Source organism: Slackia piriformis YIT 12062, from assembly GCF_000296445.1.
GTDB classification, from domain to species: domain Bacteria; phylum Actinomycetota; class Coriobacteriia; order Coriobacteriales; family Eggerthellaceae; genus Slackia; species Slackia piriformis.
Genome location: NZ_JH815198.1, coordinates 1,750,369 through 1,764,875, shown reverse-complemented (window position 1 = coordinate 1,764,875; position 14,507 = coordinate 1,750,369). Strand labels below are relative to the sequence as shown.

Sequence of the window (14,507 nt, the reverse complement as noted above, 5' to 3'; positions counted from 1 at the left end):
ATCGTACCTCACTTAGAGCAGCCCCTGCACTTGAAGCGCCGATTCAAGCACTTTTTTGGCGCGGGGACTTGCCAGTCCAGCCTCGTCGTTGCCGTGGACACCTTCCTCGATCGCAACGGCCACTACGACGCTGGGATTGTCTGCGGGCGCGAAGCCCACAAACCAGCTGTCGTTGTATTCCTTGTTCGTCTCGGCGGTACCGGTCTTGCCGGCCACTTCGACGCCGTTGATGGCGGCTTCGTAGCCGGTGCCGTTTTCCACGACTCCAATCATCATATCGGTGATCGAGTCGGCGGTCTGCTTGCTCATAACGGTTCCATAGGCTTTTGCGCTGGCGGTGAACGAGCGCTCGCCCTTGGAATTGTAGACTCCCTCTACGAAATACGGGGTTTCGAGCACGCCGTCGTTGGCGATGGCGGAAGCCACCATGGCCATCTGCATAACGGTTGCCTGCGGACCTGCCGGGCTTTCGTGCTGGCCGACGGGCTGGCCGCAAGCCGCCCATGCCGTCTCCCACTCGGTCATTTCCTCGGGATCGGGCATGAGGCTGGTGTAGAGCGGCAGCTCGAAATCGTCGATAGACTTGTTGAAGCCGAACTTTTCGGCGGTTTCAACCAGGAGATCCGAGCCTACCTTCTCGGCGCCCAGCGCGCCAAAGGCCGTGTTGGAGGAAACCTCCGTTGCACGCTTGAGCGTGATGGTTCCGTAGCCGATGTCGTTCGCATTGGAAAGCTCTCCGTTGCCGATGGTGGCAAACGCGGGGGACTCAACTTGCGTATTCTCGGTTGCAAGGCCTTTTTCGAGCAGTGCCGTAAGCGTGACGAGCTTGAAGGTTGAACCCGGCGCATACAGCGCGTTGGTTGCGCGGTTGATAAGGGCGCCGCCCGAAGAATCGGACCCGCTCGATGCTGCGGCAAGCAGCGATTCGACGTCTGCGTTGGAGTATGTAGGCGAGCTAGCCAGAGCCAGCACGGCACCCGTGTTGGGGTCCATCACGACGACTGCTCCCTTGTAGCCTTCCAGCACCTCTTCGGCGGCCTGCTGAATCTTGGAGTTCAGGGTAAGTGCTACGTCGTTGCCCGGCGTGTTGATGCCAGCGAGGTAGTTCACCACGTCAGACCAGCTCGCGAAGTTCTCCTGGCCTTTGAGCGTGTCGTTCATGGATTGCTCGATGCCTGAGAGGCCGTACTGCTGGGAGTAATAGCCAACGACATGGCTTGCCAGGCTGCCCTGCGGATACGTGCGGACGTAGGTCCCGTCTTCTTGTTGGACGCTTTCCGCCAAGACCACACCGTCGTAGGTGCTAATGGAGCCGCGCTCCGTTTTGGCTTCTCTGTACAGCGTGTGGTTGTTGCCAGGGTAGCTTTGGTATTCGTCCGCCATGAACACCATGACGTAGGTGAGGTTGGCGACCAGCAGGGCGAACAGCAGGGCGAAGGCCACCATGGTGGACGTGAGACGGCGGCCAAGGGCGACGCGGCCCAGAACGCTCGAATCGTTCGCTCCGCGCGTTGCGCCATGTGCGCCGATGGCGCGCATGCGTCCCGTGCCGTCTTTCATTTCGGAATTGATGCCCGTGCCCTCGTCGCCGCAGCGCAGCAGCAGTCCGATGCCGATGAAGCTTGCCAGAAGCGAGGAGCCGCCCTGACTGATGAAGGGAAGCGTGAGACCGGTCAAGGGGATGAGGCGGGTTACGCCGCCGACGATGATGAAGGCCTGCAGCACGATGGTTACGGTAACGCCGACTGCGACAAACGAGCTCACGTCGCTTTTCGCGCGCGCCGCTGTTGCGAAGCCGCGTATGGCAAGGCACAAGAACAGCAGCAGCACGGCCGCACCGCCCAGAAGGCCGGTTTCTTCGGCGATGGCGGCGAAGATGAAGTCGGACTCCACGACGGGGATGTTTTCAGCAAGGCCGTTGCCCACGCCAACGCCCAGCATACCGCCGTCGGCCAGCGAATAGATGGACTGGCAGAGCTGGTAGCCCGTATTCATAGCGTCGGAGAAGGGGTCGAGCCAGGTGTTCACGCGAATTTGAATGTGGCCAAACGCTGCATATAGGATGACGCAGCCGAGGGCCGCCAGGCCAAAGCCCACGACGAGGAACATCTTCTTGCCGCTTGCGATGTAGAGCATAGTGAGGAAGAGCACGAAGCACACAAGCGCGCTGCCGAGGTCTTTCTCGAACACGGCGATGGAGAACGAGATGCCCCACATGACGAGTAGCGGTCCGAGCGTTGTGGCGTCGGGCAGGTAGAAGCGGCCTACGCGCACGGTGAATACCGAAAGCATCTCGCGGTTTTGTGCCAGATAGGACGCTAGGAAGATGACGATGCACACCTTGGCGATTTCGCCCGGCTGGAAGCTGAAGCCTCCGATTTTGATCCAGATGCGGCTGCCAAGAACCTCTTGGCCTATGCCGGGAAGCATAGGCATGAGCAGCAGCACGATGCCTACAATCATGAACGTGTATTTATAGCGTGCAAGCTTATCGAGGTTGCGAACTATGGCCAGGGTGGCAACCATGAGGACAATTCCCAGGAAAAGCCACATGACCTGGCGTATTGCCAGGTCGGGAGCTAACCTTGTGACAAACGCGATGCCAATGCCGGACAGGCCGAATACGATGGGCATGATGGCCGGATCGGCGTTTTTCGCGAAGAAGCGCGTGGCGATATGCGCAACGATGAAGGCCCCGAACAGGCCGAGGGGCACCGCCAGCGTTTCGAACGAGAGGGCCGTGTCTTGCTTCACCAGCACCATCGAGAAGAGCAGGATGACAAACGGTGCCGCAAGGCATAGGAGCAAAAGCTCCGTATTACGACGTGTCATTGTTCGTCACCGCCTTCGTTTTCCTGAGTGCGTTCAGAGGTCGTAGAGGCCTCTTTCTGGGAATCGGTCGTTTTTTCGTCGGTCGTCGATGCGGAAGAATCCTTGTCTTTTTCGTTCTCGCCCTCGGGCGTGGCGGACTGCTTATGTTCTTCGATCTGCTTTTTCCAGGTTTCGACAAGCGCATCCGCATCTGCGACGGAATCTACGCGTATCCCGTCTTTCAGGCGCTCGGAAACATTGGCGGGGATGTTGTCCAATTCTTCGACGGCAAGTCCGGTATCGTGGTCGAACGTGGAAAGCGGGATGCCCATGACGGCCCCCGGCATTCCTCGGTACACCGTGACGTTTCCGTCTTGCTCGCCCAGAAACGCGGTATGGTTCAGATACGCCAGAGAGCCGCCGATGCCGCCCGCAAGTACTAGAACGAGGGCGATGGCTGCAATGATGGCGCCGATTCTTCCCTTGATCGTCTCTTTCTTGATAATGGCTTCGGCGTTCGAGGGGGCGTCGACCACGATGGCGGTCACGTTGTCGTGCCCGCCTGCCGTGATGGCCTCGTTGACGAGTGCAGCGGCGCAGCGCTGGGGGTCTTTCACGCGGGCCAGGATGCTTTCAAGTAAAGGGTCATCGACCATGCCCGATAGTCCGTCGGAGCACAAAAGCAGGCGGTCGCCCGCGCTGACGTTCATTTCGTATATGTCGGGAAGCGTCGAAGGGTCGCTGCCCAAGGCGCGCGTTATGACGCTGCGCTGCGGATGGGTCTTGGCTTCTTCGGGCGTGATCTGGCCTGAATCGATGAGGTCGGCCATAAGGGAATGGTCGCGGGTGATGCGCTGCAGGCTTCCTTCGTGTAGGAGATAGGCTCGCGAGTCGCCAACCTGGGCGATGACCAGTCGTTTTCCGGAGAGCATAGCGGCGGTCATGGTGGTGCCCATGCCTTTACGGCCGATGCCTTCGTGAACGGCGCGAATGATGGCGTGGTTTGCTGCGACAACGGCGCGTGCCAGGTTGTCTCCATCGGGGGTGTCGGGGGCGTTCGCCACAAGCGCTTGAATGGCTATTTCGCTGGCGACCTCTCCCGCGGCGTGCCCGCCCATGCCGTCGGCAACGGCATAAAGGGGAGGGTTCACGGCAAGGCTGTCTTCGTTATGCTCGCGCACCAGGCCCACGTCAGTGCGCGAGCCGTAAGAGGGAAGGGCGCCCTTGGCGTGCCTTCCCCGAATGTGCTTATGTTCTTTTTCGGCAGCCACTATTCGTACCTCACGCGGATGGCGACGTCGCCAACGTTGACGACGTCGTTGTTCTTCAGCACGGTAGGCTCGGTGATGCGGCGGCCGTTGACTGCGGTACCGTTGGTGGAGCCGAGGTCTTCGACGAAGAGGTTAGCCCCCATGATGCTGAATCGAGCATGACGGGCCGAAACGTAGCTTGCGCCAATGACGATGTCTGCACCAGGAGCGCGGCCGACGATGATGGGGCCGCGAACGGACATTTTCACGCCACGAAGCTCCTTGGGGCCGCGCTCTACCGAGATGCCCCAGCTCTTTTCTTTCTTACGCTGTCCTTTGACCAGACCGATGCCCGTTTTCATGAGGGCGAACAGGAACAGGTACAGTAGCGCGACGAAAAGGAGGCGTCCCGCAAGAAGAATGACGTCGATCACGAATTGCTCCTATCGCATGGAAAACACGAACTCGGTCATGCCGAGCGTGATGCGGTCGCCGTCGGCAAGGCCGCGTCGGGTGATGGGCATGCCGTTGACCAGGGTTCCGTTGGTTGATCCGAGGTCGGTGACAACCCAGACGCCCTGAGGCTCGAAGGCAATCTGCGCATGCTGACGACTTACGTTGAGGTCGTTCAGGATGATGTCGTTGCTGGTTTCGCGGCCGATGAGGATTCGGCTTGTAGCCAGGTCGTACGAACGGTTGGATGCGATGTCGATAAGGTGCGCGCGCACAGCGCCTGCATGAGGCACGGCGTTCGCTTGGGCTGCTCCGGCCGTGAATGCGACCGTGTGGGGCGCGGCACCGTATACGGGCGCGGGCGCGGCTTGCTGCATATTGGGGTATGCCCCGTAAGGGCGGCCCTGCTGCGCGTAGGCATATGCGTTGCTCGGTTGCATGCCCATGCCCATCGGGGGGTATGCAGGGTTCGGCGTGGGGTACGCTCCTATACCCTGGGGAGCGTAGCCGTACTGCTGGGCAGGGAATTCGGGTTGGACGGCGGCGGCATGTTCCGGACGGTGGGGGTTGTGCTGGCGGGCTGCGCCGGCTTCCACGCCAGGTGCCGCGTTCGCGTTGGATGCAGCTCCGTGAATCCCCTCATCCTGGGGGGCATCGGGAGAAGAGTCCGCCTTTTCTTCGCCGGTGACGTTCGGTGCGGCCGCGGCTTGCTCCTGATCGCTTTCGTCCGCCTTGCGATAGTCTTCGAAGTTCTTGCTATCGAAGGTGTATTCGCCGTAGTTAAGCGAGTAGTCTATTTCGTTTTCAGGAACGTAGGGCAGCGGGGGTTTCGCTGCAGGTTGCGGCTGAACGGGTTGCGCCGCCGGTATTCCCTCGCCGAAAATCTGCTGACCATAATCGCCGCCGGCGCTTGGCGCGAAGGGGTCTGCGGCCTGGGGCTGCTGAATGGGAGGGACCTGCATCGGCTGAGGCTGGGCAGGGCGCTGCTGCGCATAGGCGGGATTGCCGTATGCGGCGGCCTGAGGGACAGGCGCGGGCTTTGCGCCGCCCATGCCGTAACGCTGCATTTCCTCGGCGCGAAGCTGCTCCACGATCGGGGCGCTTACCACTTCGGCGATGATGTCGAACTTGCCATGCTTCAGGCCGTCGTCCACGATGAAGCGAACCAGAGGATGACCGTCCATGGCCAAGCCGTCTGCGCTTGCGGTTGCGGCGAGGCGGGTCTCGCATTCGCCTGCCAAGGTGGGATAGAAGCCGAAGAGGCGCTGGTCGTCGTCAGGATTGACAAGGACGGTGTAGAGCGTGGGCGCATATTGCTTGCCGGCGCTGACCACCTTTTCGCGGCGCATCTGCTTTTCGGCTTTTTTCATAATCTGAACGGGGGAGATGGGCGATTTCTGCATCTTGCCGGCGGCACCTTCGAAGGTGTCCTCCATCTTTCCCTCGAACTTAGAGAAGAATCCCATGGCGACTCAAGCCTTTCTGCGGTTATGGTTCGTGAGCTCAAGACATATATAATAATCAACCTATTGTAAATGAAAGGCTGCATGGCGTGCAAAATCTTATCTTGAACAGATATCGTCCGCTCGAGATTGCGGGCAGCGGCGGGTTCGCGACGGTGCAGGTTGCATGGGATACGCGCATCCAGCGTCGCGTGGCCATCAAGTGTCTCCGTCTTGACACGTTCGGGCAGGCAGCAACGCCTTCTACGCCCCGCGATATCCCAGGTCTTGACGAGGCGCGTACGGCGGCCATGCTGTCCGACTCGCACATCGTCGGCGTGTACGATTTCGAGATAGAAGGCCCCATGGCCTACCTTATCATGGAATATGTCGACGGCGTGACGCTGACCGAGCTCATGCGCGAAGAGGGCGGTGCGCTTTCCCTCGACGTGGTGACCTGCGTGTTCGAAGCCGTAGCCCATGCGCTCGAGGTCGCTCACGACAATCAGGTTCTGCACTTGGACATCAAGCCCGACAACGTGCTCATAAACAGGCAGGGTCAGGTGAAGGTGACCGATTTCGGCCTGGCTCAGCTTTCCCACGAGGCCGGATTCGGCCAGGCGTCGGGAGGAACCATAGGATACATGCCCCTCGAGCAGATGCGTCTTGAGGCGCCCGACGTGCGCACCGACGAATGGGCCCTTGCTTCGCTGACGTATCAGATGCTCACGGGATACAATCCCTTTCTCGCGCGCGACCTCGCTTCGGCCCAGCGCGCGATTGAAGATGCCGAGATAGTCATTCCCTCTCTCGCCCGCGGCGACGTGGACGAAGAAGTGGACGAAGCCGTCTTCGGCGCATTGGCAATCGATCGGGAAGACCGGTTCGAGTCCGTTTCGCTGTTTGCCGATGCGATGATGCCTCATCTGGGCAGTGCTCGCAGGGGCGCTCGAGAGCTTGCGGCCATCGTGGGGGAAGCGTGCGATGACGAAGAGGAAATCGAGGATGGCACCGAGGCCATGCCCGCCGTCGTGCGCGCCCGCACGGGTCTTGCCGAGCGCCTGCACGGCGGCGCAGGGGAGGTCATCGGCGGCATTTGGTCGGCTCTCGCATGCGGGGCGTCGGTCCGGATCGGCCTGTCCCATGCCGATTTGGCGTCGCTGTTCGGGGGTTCGGCCGATGTGGGCGCGTGGGCCATGGCTATCTCCGTGGCGGTGATCGGCGGCTTGTTCCCCCGCATTGGCGCCGTGCTTGCGTTTGTTTCGCTTGCTGCCGGCATGGCGGCAAGCGGCTCATACGTGGTTGCCGCTTTGTTCGCCGTGGTTGCTGCGGCGTGGTTTTTTACGTGCGGGCGCTTGAGCAAGGCGGCGGCGGTTGCCGGCTCTTCGGTTGCGGCGCTCTCTCTGATGGGGGCCTTGTCGGTTCTTCCTTTGCTTTCAGGGCTGTGTCTGCGTGTGCGAGATGCGCTTGGTACGACGCTGTTCGGCATCGTGGCGGCCCTCTTGCTTTCGTATTGCGGCATGGGGTCGTTCACGGGCGGCGGGTTGTTTGTGCCAGGGTCGCTTGCGGGCGGCGCGGAGCAGGGAGTCATTGCCCAGCTGTCTAATCCTTCAGTGTGGGCTGTGGCCGTATCCTGGCTTGCCGCGGCGATGGCGGGCGCTTTGCTTTGTTCGCGCGGCGGCAGGGCGCTGCCTGCGCTCGGCATGGCTTTGTCTGCGGCAATCTTGGTGTTCGGGCTGATGGCGCGCGCTTTTATTGAAAGCGGACTTGCTTCTTGGGTGCCCGACCCAGCCGATATTGCCGTGGTGATCGTATTTGGGCTTGCGGCGGCGGGAATTGCCGCATGGCTTGGCGCCCCTGCGCGCTCCAGCTTGCTTCGGACGAGCCCAAACAGGTTTGAACAGATTCCATCGGAAGGATACACGCGTGATTGACGATAATCTTCAAAACGGCCCAGGGGCAAGCAGCGGAGATGCCAAAAGCGCAGGTGTTGGCGGCAACAATGCGGCCGCCGGCGGCAATGGCGGATCGGCCGAAGGCGCGCGCGTGGTCGGCGAATCGCGCCGCGTCATCGACGACGCTCAGCTCAAGCGCATGATGAAAGCGTCTAAAGGCACGTTCTTCCAGCGGAACGCATACCAGGCGGTCACGCTGGCGTTGATTGCGATCAATGTGGTCGTGTACGCTGTTGAAGTGTTTCTGTCGGGGTTCAGCTTCGACATCTCTTCGCGGGTGCTCGTTGGCATGGGGGCAATGTATCCGCCGCTCGTGCAGTCGGCGGCTGACCTGTATAGATTCGTCACGCCCATGTTTTTGCACCTCGACCTGATGCATCTTGCCTTCAACATGGTGGCGCTCTACAGCGTGGGCGCTTTGCTCGAACAGGTGTTGGGCAAGGCGAACTTCGTGCTGCTGTACTTCATTGGCGGCATCACCGGTAATGCTGTCTCGTATCTTGTCGGCATGGCCGACGGCGGGATGACGGTGTCGGCCGGCGCGTCCACGAGCGTGTTCGGCCTGTTCGTGGCGACGGCGCTTTTGGGCGTGCTGCATCGCGAAGGTCGCGAATTCTTCGCCGAATACAGCAAGGGCATGTGGGGCGTGATTGCGGCCAACGTGGCGTATTCGTTCTTGGTGCCGGGCATTTCTATCAGCGGTCATTTGGGCGGCGCGCTCGGCGGAGCCATCGCCATGCTCATGGTGCCCGAGCCTGGGCTGCGTGTGCCCAATGCCGTGCGCATTGTAGTGGCGGTTGCCTGGGTGGCGTTTTTGGGATGGATGCTGGTGAGCAACGGGTTGATTTTCGCCTAAGGGTTCCGTTTACGCACTGTGCGGTATCAAAGAGAGGGAGGCCTCATGAACTATCGTCGTTTGGGCAAGACCGATTTGATGGTGAGCGAAATAGGCTTTGGCGCCGAATGGATGGAAGACAAGCCGGTCGAAGAAGTGGTGGAGATTACGCACCGCTTCGCCGCCGCAGGCGTGAATATATTGGATTGTTGGATGCCGAATCCTGAGGTCAGAAGCGCGTTGGGAGAGGGCATTAAAGGACAGCGCGACCACTGGATCGTTCAGGGCCATATTGGGGCGACGTGGCAGGACGGCCAGTATGTTCGCACGCGCGACATGGACAAGGTTCGTCCGGCGTTTGAGGATTTGCTTGCGCGTTTGGGAACCGACCATGTGGAGCTTGGCATGATTCACTACGTGGACGACGTGGAGGAATTCAAGCGGGTCGTCAACGGCGAGTTCATGGCTTACGTGCGCGAATTGAAGGCGACGGGCGCGATTGGGCATGTGGGCCTTTCGACGCACAACCCGGACGTGGCGCTGCTTGCCGCTTGTCAGGGCGAGATTGAAGCTATCATGTTCAGCGTAAATCCAGCCTTCGATATGATGCCCGCTTCCGAAAACCTCGATGACATGTTCGGCGAATACGATGAGGAGCTTGAGGGTATGGAGCCCGTTCGTGCCGAGCTGTACGCGACGTGCGAGCGCGAAGACGTGGGGATAACGGTGATGAAAGGCTATGCCGGCGGTCGTCTTCTTTCCGCGGAGACGTCTCCGTTCGGCGTGGCACTTACGTCCGTGCAGTGCATTCATTACGCGCTGACGCGCCCCGCTGCCGCTAGCGTCATGGTGGGCGTGACGACGTTGGAGCACGTTGACGATGCGCTCGCTTACGAGCAATCAAGCGAAGAGGAGCGCGACTATGCGAGCGTGCTTGCCGGCGCCCCGCGCCACGCTTATTACGGGCAGTGCACCTACTGCGGGCATTGCGCGCCGTGCGTTTCGGGCATCAACATTGCGCTGGTGAACAAGTTCTACGACCTTGCTGTCATGCAGGACGAGGTGCCGGCATCCGTGCAAGCGCACTATGAGGCGTTGGGCGAGACGGCATCTTCGTGCATTGCGTGCGAGGAATGCGAGGCGCGCTGCCCCTTCGGCGTGCCTATTGCCAGGCGCATGGCGCAGGCCGAAGAGCTGTTCGGGCGCTAGCGCGGAGTTGCGCTTTGGAATTGGGCTGTCGGCCTTTGGGTATTGTAGTCCGACGATGCGGGCTGGCGTTGCGCGCGGTGGCATCATGTGCGGCCATGACGGGTGTCGCGTACGCTTATTAGCGTAAAGACGCGCTTCATTGCGGGCGTTTTCCCTGAACGTTGTTCGAAATGCTAGAGTCTACGGCGCCGTTAATTTGGTGTATGGCGATGCGCTGCTTGTAGCCAAGAGCGCCGCAGGGCGTTTTCCGCTGTCATGCCGGCGGTCAATTTGGTGTGGTTGTGCGACTTCTTGCACGAGCACGGCGTTTTTTTATCGAGTTTTGCACGATACGTACCAACGGGACGACGCGACAAACGCTGCACATACAAATTAATCTACGAATTGAAAGAATCTGTTGATTAATTTGATGTTCATAGCGTTGCCTTATTGAAAAATGCGCGCCCGTTGATACGTTTCGGGTGTTTTTCGAGTCCGGAACGCTGTCGAGCTGCATTTGGATGCAAGGTGTGGGGCTAACTGCTCAAAATTTGCTCTCGGCGTCTTGCTCGTCGATTCGCCATGAACTCGGAAAGGGTTGTGATGCTGGGCATTCTTCTGATGAATACGGGTACGCCCGACGATCCGACGCCTGAGGCCATAAGGCCGTACTTGAAGGAATTTCTTTCCGACCGCAATGTCGTGGATATGCCGGCGTTTCTGTGGCAGCCTATTTTGAATCTTTTCGTCCTGCCGAATCGCCCGAAGAAAACCGCCGCTCGCTACCAGGCGTTTTGGACCCCCCAGGGCAGCCCTTTCATGTTGGAATCTCAAAAGCAATGCGAAGAGCTGGAAAGGCGAATTGGGGAACTGCTCGGCGAGACCGTCGCGGTGCGGCTGGGAATGCGCTACGGGAATCCCTCCATCGAAGCAGGGCTGCATGAATTGCGCGACGCCGGGGCCGATTGTATCGTGGGCCTGCCGCTGTATCCGCAGCATACACGCGCGTGCGCGGGCACGTGCCATGAGGAATTCTGTCGACAGATGGGGCGTATCGCTCCAGGGGACGACCAGTGGACTTTCATCGACGAATATTGGAACGCCCCTGGGTATATAGAGGCGCTGGCCAAATCGGTTCTTCGCTCGTGGCTTCCTCGAGCCTTGCCGTCTTCGAAGCTGGTCGTTTCGTTTCATTCGGTTCCCATCTCGTTCGCAAAGCGCGGAGACACTTACGTTGAAACGACGCGAAAGACTGCGGAACGTTTGGCAGGGGTTCTTGGCATGGATGACGAAGACGTGCTGGTGACGTATCAATCGCGGTTCGACAATAGGAAATGGCAGGGCCCCATGCTGGTTCCCGAGCTGGAGCGCTTGGCATGCGATGGCGTGGATGACGTTGCTGTGGTCTGCCCCGGCTTTGCCGTGGATTGCATCGAAACGTCGTTCGAGGTGGCCGAAGAGGCTGCCGATGCGTATTATGCGGCCGCACGTGCTGCCGGCCTTGCTGATGCCCATTTTACATACATTCCTGCCCTTGGCGCCGACGATGCCTGCATGGACGCGCTGGCCCATCTTGTTGCCAGGTATTCCTAGCTTTTTGAATCACGGCAAGCAGGAAAGCAATTCGGGCCGTCACAGCCGAAAGACTGCGGCGGCCCGAAGGGGAGGGCTGTGTTCGAGCGCCGCGAGGCCTATTGACGCGCGGACCCAACGAAGCGACGTCTCGGTTGAGTGCTTACCATTCTCCGGCGGGAAGCTTCTTGCCCAGCAGGTATCCGAATGTCGTGCATGCGCCGCCAAGGTTGATTCCTGGCACCTTGTAGTCGTAGACATCGCCGTACATGTCTCCGACTACCGTACTCACGCCGTGCAAACCGGGGATGGGGTCGTTGTTCGAATCATATACATGAGCGAAGGCGGCGCGGGGTGATGCGTTCTTACGGGGCCGATGGTGCCGGGCTGGCGGCGAGCCGAGGCGTTTTCGATTCCGACGATAATGGGGTCACGTTCGCCGACGTTCCGTCATGCGGATCTCTTGCGGAAAGATTCGGGCTGACCGAGCGCGAAGCGGAAATCCTGGAGTTGGTTGCTATGGGGCGTAGCGCTCAATATATTGCTGACGATTTGACAATCTCCTACAACACGGTGCGGACGCATATCAAACACGTGTATGAAAAGTTGAACATCCATTCGAAACAGGAGCTGATTGACCTTGTGCGCTTTGGGGCGTGACGGTACGGGGCGGTTTGATGCATCTGTACTTTTGCGCTTCACTTGACTTGGAGTTGGCTTACAGTGTTTCAATGCGCATGGACGAGCGAAGTTGCTTGTGGTTTGAAGCATCGATGAAGGGCCGATCATGAAAATCGCCGAAGTGAGCAAACGCTACGATATTTCTGCAGATACGCTGCGTTATTACGAGCGCGTGGGGTTGCTGCGTCATGTTCCGCGGAATGCGTCGGGGATTCGCGATTATGACGAAACGAGCTGCAACGCCGTCGAGTTTTTGAAATGCATGCGTTCGGCGGGCGTCTCGATCGAGGCGTTGATTGAATACATGGATTTGCTCGAGGAAGGGGATCAGACGGCTCCCGCAAGAAAGACTTTGCTCGAAGAACAGCGCGAACTGGTTCGCGAGCGTATTGCCGCTCTGCAGGCGGGCCTCGATCGCCTTGATTATAAGATCTCTCATTACGAAACGGTGATTCGCGAAGCCGAGAAGGGAATGCGTCGCTAGATGAGTGAAATTTTAACCTGGGAAAACGCTGCATCTTCTCTCAATCCGCGTCTTTGTTACGGTCTTGCATTTTCGGGAGGGTGCGATTCGTCGTTTTTGCTGGCGGCCCTTGTGCATGCTGGAATAGATGTGAAGGCCTATATGGTGATGACGGCGTTTCAGGCTCCGTTCGAGCTTGATGACGCGCAGCGCGTTGCGGAAGAAATCGGCGCGGAGTTCGAACTGATTCGGGCGGATATCCTTTCGCATGACGAAGTGTGCACTAATCCGCCTGACCGATGCTACTGGTGCAAACGGTTTATTTTCGGGACGATCCTTGATGCAATGGAGCGCGACGGTCGCAAGATTCTGCTCGATGGAACAAATGCATCCGATGACCCTTCTCGACGTCCTGGTTTTCGCGCCTTGGCGGAATTGGGTGTTGTTTCGCCGTTGAGGGATGCAGGCTTTAGCAAGGATTGCGTAAGAGCTGCGTCAAGGTTGATGGGACTTTCAACGGCAAACAAGCCAAATTTTTCTTGTTTTGCGACGAGGGTTCCCGCAGGAAACCGAATTGACCAGGCTGCTCTCGACCGGGTTGAAGAATCGCTTGGTTTGGGATAGGTTTGCTCAAACAATCGAGAAGGAATGGTATGGAGAAACGCGATTTACAACATCTTTTCGAGAGGGTGGCGGCGGGCGAGATGAGTCCGGCCGATGCTACGGCGCGCGTTCAGACCGAGCCGTTTCGTGATTTGGGCTATGCCAAGATAGACACACAGCGCGGCATTCGCCAGGGCGTTTCCGAGGTGGTGTACGGGGCCGGAAAAAGCGCCGCGCAAATTGCCGGAATCATACAGGCGCTTCGTTCGTCCGGCCAGCGTCGTGTTATGGCAACGCGTGTCGATCGCGCCAAGGCCGATGAGGTTGCATCGCTGCTTTCCGAAAGGGATGCTGCCGAGTTCGTATACCACGAAGACGCCGAGATGGTTGTGGTGGGAGGCGCTCCCGATCCCGATGGCAACGGATACGTGGTGGTTGCCGCCGCAGGCACAAGCGACCTGCGCGTTTCGGAAGAGGCGGCCCTTACGGCGGAGATGATGGGAAGTCGGGTTGTTCGTCTGTACGACGTGGGCGTGGCGGGCATTCATAGGCTGCTTGCCCACGCCGATGAAATAGCGCGCGCCCGGGCAATCGTGGCGGTTGCGGGAATGGAGGGCGCTCTTCCCAGCGTGATAGGGGGGATGGCATCGTGCCCCGTGATTGCGGTGCCGACAAGCGTTGGCTACGGCGCATCGTTCGGGGGAGTGACAGCCTTGCTCGCAATGCTGAATTCCTGCGCGAGCGGGGTTTCCGTGGTGAATATCGACAACGGATTTGGCGGTGGTTACCAGGCGGCCCTCATCGACCATGCTTGATGCTGGATTGTTGCAGGACCGACGAAGGGTCTCTTGCCAAGATCAATGAAGACCGTTTCGGTCGGTAAGGGCAAGCGGATTTACGTTGTGTTGGAGAGGCCTGGTAGACGGCAAGAATTCTGAGAGAGAAACGAAGGAGTGCGAGCGGTGCAAACGCTGTATCTGGAGTGCAATTCGGGCATAAGCGGAGACATGGTGGTAGGAGCTCTTCTCGATCTTGGGGCGAACGAGGAAAAACTCGAGGCTGTTTTGCGGAGCTTGCCCGTAGAGGGATTCGACGTGAGGGTATCGCGGGTGTCCAAAGCGGGGCTTGATGCGTGCGATTTTGCGGTGCTTCTGGACGAAGCGCACGAAAACCACGATCACGATATGGCGTATCTGCACGGCGAGGGCGATAATCTCCACGACCACGACCACGACCACGACCACGACCACGACC

General features: G+C 59.4%; 14 protein-coding genes. 9 read left to right on the top strand and 5 right to left on the bottom strand.

Going from position 1 to position 14,507, the window contains the following annotated elements; all coding sequences use genetic code 11:
* Positions 1-12 precede the first annotated feature (12 nt).
* The 4 genes from HMPREF9451_RS07705 to HMPREF9451_RS07690 are packed head-to-tail and all read right to left on the bottom strand — an operon-like array spanning position 13 to position 5,980.
* The gene (locus HMPREF9451_RS07705; protein WP_009139744.1) at positions 13-2,832 is read right to left on the bottom strand and encodes an FtsW/RodA/SpoVE family cell cycle protein; all 2,820 of its coding nucleotides are present in this window, start codon (positions 2,830-2,832) and stop codon (positions 13-15) included.
* Positions 2,829-4,082 carry a Stp1/IreP family PP2C-type Ser/Thr phosphatase gene (locus tag HMPREF9451_RS07700; RefSeq protein WP_009139743.1) on the bottom strand — a complete coding sequence of 418 codons (1,254 nt, stop codon included), beginning with the start codon at positions 4,080-4,082 and terminating at the stop codon, positions 2,829-2,831. Before HMPREF9451_RS07700 ends, HMPREF9451_RS07705 begins: the two co-directional genes overlap by 4 nt.
* Complete coding sequence (locus HMPREF9451_RS07695; RefSeq protein ID WP_009139742.1) at positions 4,082-4,495, bottom strand: FHA domain-containing protein; 414 nt, start codon at positions 4,493-4,495, stop codon at positions 4,082-4,084. Before HMPREF9451_RS07695 ends, HMPREF9451_RS07700 begins: the two co-directional genes overlap by 1 nt.
* Positions 4,496-4,504: 9 nt before the next feature.
* On the bottom strand, positions 4,505-5,980 hold the full coding sequence (locus tag HMPREF9451_RS07690; RefSeq protein ID WP_009139741.1) for an FhaA domain-containing protein: 1,476 nt from the start codon (positions 5,978-5,980) through the stop codon (positions 4,505-4,507).
* 86 nt (positions 5,981-6,066) lie between these two features.
* Between HMPREF9451_RS07690 and HMPREF9451_RS07685 the strand changes: the two genes are divergently transcribed.
* The 4 genes from HMPREF9451_RS07685 (at position 6,067) to hemH (ending at position 11,527) form a co-directional block, all read left to right on the top strand.
* Positions 6,067-7,890 carry a serine/threonine-protein kinase gene (locus HMPREF9451_RS07685; protein WP_009139740.1) on the top strand — a complete coding sequence of 608 codons (1,824 nt, stop codon included), beginning with the start codon at positions 6,067-6,069 and terminating at the stop codon, positions 7,888-7,890.
* Positions 7,883-8,767: a rhomboid family intramembrane serine protease gene (locus HMPREF9451_RS07680; RefSeq protein WP_009139739.1), complete on the top strand. Its 885-nt coding sequence runs from the start codon at positions 7,883-7,885 to the stop codon at positions 8,765-8,767. Before HMPREF9451_RS07685 ends, HMPREF9451_RS07680 begins: the two co-directional genes overlap by 8 nt.
* Before the next feature lie 45 nt (positions 8,768-8,812).
* Entirely contained in the window at positions 8,813-9,955 is a 1,143-nt protein-coding gene (locus HMPREF9451_RS07675) for an aldo/keto reductase (RefSeq protein ID WP_009139738.1), read from the top strand.
* 561 nt (positions 9,956-10,516) lie between these two features.
* The gene (gene hemH / locus HMPREF9451_RS07670) at positions 10,517-11,527 is read left to right on the top strand and encodes a ferrochelatase (protein ID WP_040626150.1); all 1,011 of its coding nucleotides are present in this window, start codon (positions 10,517-10,519) and stop codon (positions 11,525-11,527) included.
* Positions 11,528-11,669: 142 nt separating this feature from the next.
* On the opposite strand, the gene HMPREF9451_RS10210 is transcribed toward hemH, so the two are convergent.
* The gene (locus tag HMPREF9451_RS10210; protein WP_262361693.1) at positions 11,670-11,798 is read right to left on the bottom strand and encodes a hypothetical protein; all 129 of its coding nucleotides are present in this window, start codon (positions 11,796-11,798) and stop codon (positions 11,670-11,672) included.
* A 65-nt stretch (positions 11,799-11,863) separates the two neighbouring features.
* Here HMPREF9451_RS10210 and HMPREF9451_RS10275 point away from each other — a divergent pair, with 65 nt between their 5' ends.
* The 5 genes from HMPREF9451_RS10275 to larC form a co-directional block, all read left to right on the top strand.
* The gene (locus HMPREF9451_RS10275) at positions 11,864-12,166 is read left to right on the top strand and encodes a helix-turn-helix transcriptional regulator (protein ID WP_009139736.1); all 303 of its coding nucleotides are present in this window, start codon (positions 11,864-11,866) and stop codon (positions 12,164-12,166) included.
* Positions 12,167-12,293: 127 nt separating this feature from the next.
* On the top strand, positions 12,294-12,671 hold the full coding sequence (locus HMPREF9451_RS07660; protein WP_009139735.1) for a MerR family transcriptional regulator: 378 nt from the start codon (positions 12,294-12,296) through the stop codon (positions 12,669-12,671).
* The gene (locus HMPREF9451_RS07655; RefSeq protein WP_009139734.1) at positions 12,672-13,274 is read left to right on the top strand and encodes an ATP-dependent sacrificial sulfur transferase LarE; all 603 of its coding nucleotides are present in this window, start codon (positions 12,672-12,674) and stop codon (positions 13,272-13,274) included. It begins immediately after the preceding gene.
* 29 nt (positions 13,275-13,303) lie between these two features.
* Complete coding sequence (gene larB / locus HMPREF9451_RS07650; protein WP_009139733.1) at positions 13,304-14,068, top strand: nickel pincer cofactor biosynthesis protein LarB; 765 nt, start codon at positions 13,304-13,306, stop codon at positions 14,066-14,068.
* A gap of 147 nt (positions 14,069-14,215) precedes the next feature.
* Positions 14,216-14,507, top strand: a 292-nt coding sequence (gene larC / locus HMPREF9451_RS09725) for a nickel insertion protein (RefSeq protein WP_009139732.1), incomplete at its 3' end; no start/stop codon positions are given.

What these genes read in the sequence shown, in the direction of transcription:
- HMPREF9451_RS07705 (WP_009139744.1), bottom strand. Translation starts at nt 2,832, where the DNA reads ATGACACGTCGTAATACGGAGCTTTTGCTCCTATGCCTTGCGGCACCG.
- HMPREF9451_RS07690 (WP_009139741.1), bottom strand. Translation starts at nt 5,980, where the DNA reads ATGGGATTCTTCTCTAAGTTCGAGGGAAAGATGGAGGACACCTTCGAA.
- HMPREF9451_RS07675 (WP_009139738.1), top strand. Translation starts at nt 8,813, where the DNA reads ATGAACTATCGTCGTTTGGGCAAGACCGATTTGATGGTGAGCGAAATA.
- hemH (WP_040626150.1), top strand. Translation starts at nt 10,517, where the DNA reads ATGAACTCGGAAAGGGTTGTGATGCTGGGCATTCTTCTGATGAATACG.
- HMPREF9451_RS10275 (WP_009139736.1), top strand. Translation starts at nt 11,864, where the DNA reads ATGCGTTCTTACGGGGCCGATGGTGCCGGGCTGGCGGCGAGCCGAGGC.
- HMPREF9451_RS07660 (WP_009139735.1), top strand. Translation starts at nt 12,294, where the DNA reads ATGAAAATCGCCGAAGTGAGCAAACGCTACGATATTTCTGCAGATACG.
- HMPREF9451_RS07655 (WP_009139734.1), top strand. Translation starts at nt 12,672, where the DNA reads ATGAGTGAAATTTTAACCTGGGAAAACGCTGCATCTTCTCTCAATCCG.
- larB (WP_009139733.1), top strand. Translation starts at nt 13,304, where the DNA reads ATGGAGAAACGCGATTTACAACATCTTTTCGAGAGGGTGGCGGCGGGC.